Raw genomic sequence first — 6,920 nt, 5'->3', positions numbered from 1 at the left:
GCCCCGGGCTATGGCTGTGTTGCCCGCTGCAAACGCGGGTGGCGCGTTCCAGCCCCGCAGCACGGCACCAACGCAGCCGCCCCCTGCGCACCCAACGCGGCGCGCGCCGGTGCAACGGGCGGGGCAACCTCCGGCCGCCAGGCGCAGGCGCCCTGTGGCGGCCATCGAACCGACCACTCCCACCGGCTCGGCGCTGATACGGCTACTCATGCTCGGCTGGGCGGGGCTGCTGGCCTGGGGCCTCTGGGCAGGCCGACTACCGTGGTGGGTGCTGGGCGCGGCGGTCGCCGTCAACCTCCTGACCTTTCTGGTCTACGCCATCGACAAAAGCGCCGCGCAAAATGGCCGGTRGCGCACCAAGGAAAGCCACCTGCACCTGCTGAGCCTTGCAGGCGGCTGGCCCGGCGCATGGTGGGCCCAGCAGTGGCTGCGGCACAAATCCCGCAAGGCGGAGTTTCGCGCGGTGTATTGGGCGACGGTGGTGCTGCATTGCGCGGCGCTGGGGGCCTGGCTGGGTGGATGGCTGGGCTAGCAGATGCGGTCAAAAACTAACAAATTGATAGCAATCAACCCATGAAGCACTAGCGCATCAAGCGCTTTTGGCACATATTCTTGTGACCCAGCCCCCGGCAATGCAAAGCGGGCTGACGCACAGATGGCCCGCTGGCCTACACAGCGCGCCAGGAGGCCCGGTTTCAATCCCAAAGGTCTGAAACACTTCGGGAGATGCCCATGAAACCCCTCGTCCTTGATTCCACCATGACCACCATGGGCGGCGTTTTCTACCCCACCGGCCAGGTGTTTGCGCTGTTCCCCGACGAGGACTGCGCGCGCCAGGCCGCACTCGCATTGCAGGCAGCAGGCCATCAGGGCGATGTCGCCTACGCCAGCCCCGAAGTCATCCTGCAAGAAATTGTGCATACCCTGGGCACTGCAGATGCGCCGCTGCCATCTGTGGGCGCCGAAGGCGACATGGTGCGGCGCATTGCCGACCTGGCGGGCTCCGGCCACCACGGCATTCTGATCGCAGTGAACGACAAGGACGACACCGACACGCTGGTGGCAGCCATTGCCCCCGAAGGCGCGGTCACGGCGTTCTATTACCGCACCTTCATCATCGAAGACCTGATCTCGCAGCCCGCAGACGATGGCCCGCAGTCCGTGCTGGTGGGCACCCACGCTGCGGCGCCGTAAACACCGGCTTCTGCCAGGCTGGGAACACCTGGGCGGAGCCAGCGATGGCCCGCCGCGCGCAGGTTCAGGTGCGGGTGCGCATCGGCATGGCGGCCATTCCCCGCAGGCACAAGGGGTTGCCAAACTTTGCATGCGCTGGCAAGTTGATCTCTATATAGTGGGTCGGAAGCACCGCACCGCCGAATCAGCCACCCGTTCCAGGACAACCCTGGACCGCAGGCATTGACAGAGCACGCGGACACACTGATGAGGGCGCGCCGGATGGGGCCACCAGGCATCACTGGCGCAAGCAGCTTGGCACGAGGCGAGGGAGCCATCCATGGATGTATTGCAGCCGGTCGAGCGAAGGCCTGTGCCGTTGACGTTGCGGGTGACCTGGCCTTTCATCACCATGGTGTTGCTGCTGGCGGTGTGCGCCACGGCCAGCCTGCATGTTTTGTCCTCGGTGCGTGCCTTCGTTGCAGGCGAAAGCCTATGGACCAAAGGCCAGAAGGACGCCATCTATTTTCTCAACCAGTACGCCTTCACCGGCTCCCCCCAGGCCTTTGAAGGGTTCACCCGCGCCATGGAGATCCCGCTGGGCGACCGGGCGGCCCGGCTGGCCCTGGAGCCAGGCCAGGTGCAGACGGATGTGGCGCGCGACGGCTTTCTGCGCGGTGGCAACCACCCCGATGACATTGACGGCCTGATCTGGCTGCTGCGCTACTTTGACGGCTTTGATCTGGTGAAGAAGCCGGTAGACCAATGGCTGGTGGGCGACGAGTACATCCGTGCGCTGCGCGAGCTGTCGCACGAGATCCACCAGCGCAACACCGCCGGCACGGCGGACGCCCCCACCCGCGAACGGTGGCAGAACACCATCCGCGAGATCAACGCGGGCGTGACCCCGGCGGCCCGGAACTTCAGCGAGGCCCTGGGCGAAAGCTCGCGCCACATCGTGCTCCTGCTGATGTGGACCAACATGGGCATCGCCCTGGTGCTGATTCTTCTGACCCTGTGGCACACGCACAAGTTGCTGGCCCAGCGCCAGAACGCGGAGCGCGCCCTGGAGGTCGAGCGGGAACAGGCGCGCACCACGCTGGCCGCCATTGGCGATGCCGTGGTGACGACCAACATCCACGGCGAGGTCACCTACATGAATCCTGCCGCAGAAACCTTGCTGGCCCACCCGGCCGCCCTGGCCACCGGGCAACCTCTGGCGCAGTTGCTGGTCTTCGAAGATGATGCACCACCCCTGTCGGCCGACGCCCTGGTGCAGACGCTGCTGCGCAGCGATGGTGCCGCCAAGGGCAACATCCACCGCACGCTGGTGCGACCGGACCAGAGCATCGTTCCGGTGAGGCTGGTGGGCTCTCCCATCCGGCACCGGGGTGTGCTGACCGGGGCGGTGTTGGCGCTGCACGACGTCACGCGCGAGCAGCACTATGTAGAGCAGCTCTCGTGGCAGGCCAGCCATGATGCGCTGACGGGCCTGGTGAACCGCCGCGAGTTCGAGCACCGGCTTGAAGCCCTGCTCAGCCACCCGCGCCAGCCGGGCCGCGAAGGCTCTCTGCTCTACGTGGATATGGACCAATTCAAGCTCATCAACGACACCTGCGGCCACCAGGCCGGCGACGAGATGCTGCGGGAGGTCTGTCGCATGCTGCAAAGCCACCTGCGCGAAGGCGACACGCTGGCACGGCTGGGCGGCGACGAATTCGGCATCCTGCTCAAGGACTGCCCCGTTGGCCCCTCGGCGCGTATTGCAGAGCAATTGCGCCAAGCTGGCCAGGACCTGCGCCTGGCGTGGGAAGGCCAGCAGCTCAGCACGGGCCTCTCCATCGGCATGGTGCAGCTCATCCCAGCGCTCACCTCCATCCAGGAGGCCATGCGCGTGGCCGACATGGCCTGCTACCGTGCCAAGGAACGTGGGCGCAACAGGGTGTTCATCTACCAGCCCGAAGACATCGAGATGACCCGGCGCGAAGGCGACATGGACTGGGTGCGGCGCCTGCGTCTGGCGCTGGAACACAACCGTTTCCAGCTGTACGCGCAGACCATCCGCGCGCTGCAAGGCACCGGTGATGAAGGCCTGCACATGGAGGTGCTGCTGCGCCTGTGCGAGGAGGAAAACGGCCAGCTGGTGGCGCCTGGCACCTTCATCCCGGCCGCCGAGCACTACGGCATGATGCCGTCCATCGACCGCTGGGTGATCCGCCACACACTGCAGGCGCTGGTGCAGCACCAGCGCACCCCAGGCGCTCGGCCGCTGCACACCTGCGCCATCAACCTCTCAGGCACCAGCCTGGGGGATGACAGCCTGCTCAAGTACATCCGTACCACGCTCACCGAATCCGGGCTGGACCCCGCGCTGCTGTGCTTCGAGATCACCGAGACCAGCGCGATATCGCACCTGCCCAACGCGGTGCGCCTGATGAAGGAGCTGCAGCAACTGGGCTGCCGGTTCGCGCTCGATGACTTTGGCGCGGGCATGTCGTCCTTCACCTACCTCAAGCACCTGCCGGTGAATTACCTCAAGATCGACGGCGCTTTCGTGAAAGACCTTCTGCAAGACCCCACCAACCGTGCCATGGTGGAAATGATCCACCGCATCGGCCATGTGATGGGCAAGCAGACGATTGCCGAGTTCGCCGAGTCCGACGCCACCGTGGATGCGTTGCGACTCATCGGCGTGAACTACGCCCAAGGCTATGCGGTGGCAAAGCCAGTGCCGCTGTCGGAATGTCTGGCAAGGGACTACACGACCGCCTGACCACCGCGCGGGCCTGGCGCGCCTGAGTCCCGCCACCCCACCGATGCCGTTGGCGCGGCATGCCAGCCCCCCGTTTCAGCCTGCAGATGCAATGGGCAGATGGACGCCCTGCCCTGCCCGCCACGCCACGCCACGCCACGCCACGCCACGCAAGCAAGCAAGCAGGCAGGCAGGCAGCGGACTATCGCGCTTTCTTGAACGGTTTGCCGCCCGCAGCCGGCTTGGCCGCGCCCCCGGTCACGCGCGGCGGCAGGCCCGTGTGCTGGGTCAGGATGCGGCCCTTCGTGGGCTGCTGCACCGTGCGCGACGCAGGTGCCACGGCGGGCTTGGCCCCTGTCGGGGTCGAGTTCTTGCGCCGCGCGCTCTGGTAACCACCGTCGGTGAGCGGCTGGAAGGTCGGGATCAGGTGGTGCTTGCCGTTGCCGATCAGGTCCGCCCGGCCCATGGCCTTGAGCGCATCGCGCAGCAGCGGCCAGTTGTTCGGGTCGTGGTAGCGCAGGAAGGCCTTGTGCAGGCGGCGGCGCTTTTCGCCGCGCACGATGTCCACAGACTCTTCATCCACATCGCGCATTTCGCGGCGCACGCGGGTCAGCGTGTTGCGGCCCGAGTGGTACATGGCAGTGGCCGTGGCCATGGGGCTGGGGTAGAAGGTCTGCACCTGGTCGGCGCGGAAGCCGTTCTTCTTCAGCCAGATGGCGAGGTTCATCATGTCCTCGTCGCTGGTGCCCGGGTGCGCGGCGATGAAGTACGGGATCAGGAACTGCTTCTTGCCCGCCTCTTCGCTGAACTTCTCGAACATCTGCTTGAACTTGTCATAGCTGCCGATGCCCGGCTTCATCATCTTGGTGAGCGGGCCCTGCTCGGTGTGCTCGGGCGCGATCTTGAGGTAGCCCCCCACGTGGTGCTGTACCAGCTCCTTCACGTACTCGGGCGACTTCACGGCCAGGTCGTAGCGCAGGCCCGAGCCAATGAGGATCTTCTTGATCCCCTTGAGCGCGCGGCCACGGCGGTAGATTTTGATGAGCGGGCCGTGGTCAGTGGTCAAGTTCTGGCAAATGCCGGGGTACACGCAGCTGGGCTTGCGGCAGGCGGCTTCGATCTCGGGGCTGCGACAGCCCAGGCGGTACATGTTGGCCGTGGGGCCGCCCAGGTCGCTGATGGTGCCGGTGAAGCCCTTGACCTTGTCGCGGATGTCCTCGATCTCCTGAATGATCGAATCTTCCGAGCGGCTCTGGATGATGCGGCCCTCGTGCTCGGTGATGGAGCAAAAGGTGCAGCCGCCAAAGCAGCCGCGCATGATGTTGATGGAGAACCGGATCATCTCCCACGCGGGGATCTTGGTCGCGCCGTCATGGCTGCCGTTTTCGTCGGCGTAGCTGGGGTGCGGGCCACGCGCGTAAGGCAGGTCGAACACGTAGTCCATCTCGGCCGTGGTCAGCGGGATGGGGGGCGGGTTGATCCACACATCACGCGCCGTCACACCCTCGCCATGGGCCTGCACCAGTGCACGCGCGTTGCCAGGGTTGGTCTCCAGGTGCAGCACGCGGTTGGCGTGGGCGTAGAGCACGGGGTCGCTTTTGACCTGCTCGTAGCTGGGCAGGCGGATCACGCTTTTCTCGCGCGGGGGCACCTTGAGCTTGGCCTTGAGCGCCGGATTGGCAACGAACTGGATCGGCTGAATGGCAGGGTTGGGGCTGTTTTGGCCGGTAGCGCCGGTGTTATTTGCGGTGCCCGCTACAGAATCAGTAGCATTCCCATCCTCTTTGCTGCAGGTGCTGCCTTGGGCCGCAGCCTGCTCGCTGGTGGTCATGTACGGGTTGATGTGCGCCTCTACGCGGCCGGGCTCGTCCACCGTGGTGGAGTCGATCTCGAACCAGCCCTTGCCACTCTCGTCGTCCGGTCGACGCACAAAGGCCGTGCCGCGCACATCGGTGATCTGCTCCACCGGTTCACGCGCTGCGATGCGGTGGGCCACTTCGACGAGCGCACGCTCGGCGTTCCCGTACAGCAGCAGATCGCACTTGCTGTCCACCACGATGGAGCGGCGCACCTTGTCGCTCCAGTAGTCGTAATGCGCAATGCGACGCAGGCTGCCTTCAATGCCGCCCAGGATGATGGGCACGTCCTTGTACGCCTCGCGGCAGCGCTGGCTATAGACGATGGCCGCACGATCGGGGCGCTTGCCGCCCACGTCGCCGGGGGTGTAGGCGTCATCGCTGCGGATCTTCCGGTCGGCGGTGTACCGGTTGATCATCGAATCCATGTTGCCCGCCGTCACGCCCCAGAACAGGTTGGGCTTGCCCAGTGCTTTGAAGGGCTCGGCGCTCTGCCAGTCGGGCTGGGCGATGATGCCCACGCGRAAGCCCTGCGCCTCCAGCRTGCGGCCGATCACGGCCATGCCAAAGCTCGGGTGGTCCACATACGCGTCGCCCGTCACCAGGATGATGTCGCAGCTGTCCCAGCCCAGTTTCTCCATCTCGGCGCGGCTCATCGGCAAGAACGGGGCCGTGCCAAAGCGCTTGGCCCAGTACGGACGGTAGCTGGTCAAGGGCTTTGCGGCGCGCGCAAAAAAGGAGACGTCAACGGGGGCGTTCATGCAAAGGGGGTCGCGGCCGCCCCCGGTGCGATGGGGGCCTTTGTGGGGCGCGTCTGTGGTGGATAACCCGTGATTTTACGTTGGCGGACGGTTTTTGTCGCCTTGGCGGCCCTTGCCCCTCACTGTTACAGGCTTGATGGCTGTCAGACATATACTTGCTTTTGTCAATTAATTAACTGACAAAGGCATTTATGAGCGACAACACCTCTACCCTTCCCGAGTCCGTCCCGGTGCCTGCGAGTGCGGTGAAAGCCGTGCGCCGGTTCAACCGCTTCATCACCCGCCGCATTGGCGTGCTGGACCCGTACCTGGGCAGCAAGCTGTCGCTGACCGACGTGCGCGTGCTCTACGAACTGGCCCATCGCGAAGCCCCTGTGG

General features: G+C 65.4%; 4 protein-coding genes and 1 pseudogene. 4 read left to right on the top strand and 1 reads right to left on the bottom strand.

Annotated elements, in window-relative coordinates:
- From AC04MI_RS22205 to AC04MI_RS22195, 3 genes are all read left to right on the top strand, one after another.
- Nucleotides 1–532: DUF1294 domain-containing protein (locus tag AC04MI_RS22205; RefSeq protein ID WP_476498719.1), on the top strand; the 532-nt coding region annotated here is incomplete at its 5' end.
- A 200-nt stretch (nucleotides 533–732) separates the two neighbouring features.
- Complete coding sequence (locus tag AC04MI_RS22200) at nucleotides 733–1,194, top strand: hypothetical protein (protein WP_056065035.1); 462 nt, start codon at nucleotides 733–735, stop codon at nucleotides 1,192–1,194.
- 319 nt (nucleotides 1,195–1,513) lie between these two features.
- Nucleotides 1,514–3,946, top strand: a complete 2,433-nt coding sequence (locus AC04MI_RS22195; RefSeq protein ID WP_436077226.1) for an EAL domain-containing protein — start codon at nucleotides 1,514–1,516, stop codon at nucleotides 3,944–3,946.
- A gap of 181 nt (nucleotides 3,947–4,127) precedes the next feature.
- Here AC04MI_RS22195 and AC04MI_RS22190 read toward each other — a convergent pair whose 3' ends face one another.
- Nucleotides 4,128–6,542, bottom strand: coding sequence for a YgiQ family radical SAM protein (locus tag AC04MI_RS22190; RefSeq protein ID WP_476498718.1), 2,415 nt, complete (start codon nucleotides 6,540–6,542; stop codon nucleotides 4,128–4,130).
- 191 nt (nucleotides 6,543–6,733) lie between these two features.
- On the opposite strand from AC04MI_RS22190, the pseudogene AC04MI_RS22185 reads away from it, so the two are divergent.
- A pseudogene (locus AC04MI_RS22185) lies at nucleotides 6,734–6,920 on the top strand (MarR family transcriptional regulator); the annotation flags it as partial.

It is taken from the genome of Acidovorax sp. LjRoot204, assembly GCF_056175785.1.
The sequence above is the reverse complement of the archived record's forward strand: the minus strand, read 5'-3'. Positions and strand labels throughout refer to the sequence as shown.